Origin of the sequence: uncultured Ellagibacter sp., assembly GCF_934617235.1 — a bacterium.
Lineage (GTDB): Bacteria > Actinomycetota > Coriobacteriia > Coriobacteriales > Eggerthellaceae > Ellagibacter.
Window position 1 is genome coordinate 1 of the sequence record NZ_CAKTTZ010000084.1, and the last position, 2033, is coordinate 2033.

General features: G+C 56.3%; 1 protein-coding gene, 2 rRNA genes and 1 pseudogene. All 4 read left to right on the forward strand.

Annotated elements, in window-relative coordinates:
* Positions 1-344, forward strand: a 23S ribosomal RNA gene (locus Q0G85_RS10280); the annotation flags it as partial.
* 119 nt (positions 345-463) lie between these two features.
* A 5S ribosomal RNA gene (gene rrf, locus Q0G85_RS10285) occupies positions 464-578 on the forward strand.
* A 165-nt stretch (positions 579-743) separates the two neighbouring features.
* Complete coding sequence (gene argF, locus Q0G85_RS10290) at positions 744-1739, forward strand: ornithine carbamoyltransferase (RefSeq protein ID WP_297157701.1); 996 nt, start codon at positions 744-746, stop codon at positions 1737-1739.
* Between the two features lie 98 nt (positions 1740-1837).
* Positions 1838-2033: pseudogene (locus Q0G85_RS10295) on the forward strand (arginine--tRNA ligase); the annotation flags it as partial.

Here is a 2033-nt window from a genome sequence, read left to right on the forward strand (position 1 = left end):
TATGGCTGTTCGCCATTCAAAGCGGTACGCGAGCTGGGTTCAGAACGTCGTGAGACAGTTCGGTCCCTATCCTCCGCAGGCGCAAGGGAGTTGAGGAGGGCCGCCCCTAGTACGAGAGGACCGGGGCGGACGGGCCTCTGGTGGAGCGGTTGTCGACCAACGGCACCGCCGCCTAGCTACGCCCGGAACGGATAACCGCTGAAAGCATCTAAGCGGGAAGCCGGCTCCGAGATGAGCTCCCTGTTCGGTAAGGGCCCGGGTAGAACACCCGGTCGACAGGCCGCAGCTGCAAGCGCCGCGAGGCGCTCAGGCGAGCGGTGCTGATAGCCCGAGCTCTTCTTCACCAGCAAAGTGCGGGTATCGGAATCGAGGCATGGAGCGCGCATGCAGCCGCCAGGGTCGCCGCGGGGCGTCCTGGAAGAGGCACCTTAAAACATAGCCTCATCGGGGGAGCGCCCCCCATGAGCGGAACCGTAGAGAGGGGGATCACCCGATCCCATTCCGAACTCGGAAGTTAAGCCCCTCCTCGCCGAAAGTACTGCGGAGGAAGTCCGTGGGAGGATAGGGCGTTCCGCTCATGGGCGGCGCTTCCTTTATTTGCGCAGGGCCGCGGCCCGGGGGAGGGTTCCCCGGGCCGCGGCCTTTTCATTTTATTTCCTTTCGTGGATTCCCCCTTTCTTCTCCTGTTCAATGCTTGCGAAGAAGGTTATTCTAGATATCTATTTCCAATGAAAGGAACTCTCATGCCAATCAGTTTGAGCGGTCGAAACTATCTGAAGCTTCTCGATTTCACTCCAGATGAGATCCGCTACCTTATTTCGCTTGCGAAGCAATTTAAGGCTTTGAAGCTTTCCGGCACCCCCCATAAATATCTCGAGGGCAAAAACATTGTGCTTCTGTTCGAGAAGACTTCTACGCGTACTCGTTGCTCGTTCGAGGTTGCTGGGCATGATTTGGGCCTTGGTGTCACCTATCTTGATCCAGGCAGTTCGCAGATGGGCAAGAAGGAATCGATTGAGGATACTGCTCGCGTGCTTGGCCGGATGTTCGACGGTATCGAGTATCGTGGCTATGGACAGGAAATCGTCGAAAATCTCGCTGCGCACGCAGGTGTTCCAGTGTGGAATGGCCTCACCAACGAGTTTCATCCCACTCAGATGATCGCTGACATGCTCACGCTTGAGGAGAACTTCCCTGAAGGTATTAAGGGTAAGAAGCTTGTCTTTATGGGCGATGCCGAGAACAACGTTGCCAATTCCCTTATGGTGGTATGTGCGAAGCTCGGCTTGCATTTCGTTGCTTGCGGCCCCGAAGAGCGCATGCCGAATGCCGAGCTCGTTGCTACTTGCAGGGATATCGCGCTTGAATCCGGCGGTTCGGTGACGCTTACTTCAAGCGTCGAAGAGGCCTGCACTGGCGCTGATGTTGTCTACACCGATATCTGGGTTTCCATGGGCGAGCCTGCCGAGCTGTGGGAAGAGCGCATCAAGCTGCTTTCTCCGTACCAGGTCAACAGCCGGGTTATCGACCTTATGGCGCCGACGGGCATCTTCATGCACTGCCTGCCCGCCTTCCATGATACTGAGACGACGATCGGCGCTGAAATCGCTGAGAAATTCGGTATCACCGAGATGGAAGTTACCGACGAGGTTTTCCGCGGCGCACGTTCTCGCGTGTTCGATGAGGCTGAGAATCGCATGCATTCTATCAAGGCGATTATCTATGCAACTTTGAAGTAGCGCTGTTTTCGCTGCAGGTGATGTTATCATGAGGGACTGTGAAACTCGCAGCCCCTCATTTTTTGAGTGGGATATATGACCGACTGAAAGATATTGCAATGACTTTACGTGAACAAGTTGAAGAAGTCGTCGACGCGGCTTTAAATGCTGCTGTCGCGGATGGATCGCTTCCCTTGGAGGAGGTTCCTTCCGCGGCGCTCGAGCGTCCGCGCGATGTTGCTAACGGCGATTGGGCATCAACTGTTGCCCTGCGAGCGGCCAAGGCGGCTCATATGAAGCCGCGCGATGTTGCGG

Bases quoted from the DNA above. Each gene is read 5' to 3' on its own strand.
- argF (WP_297157701.1), top strand. From the start codon at position 744: ATGCCAATCAGTTTGAGCGGTCGAAACTATCTGAAGCTTCTCGATTTC.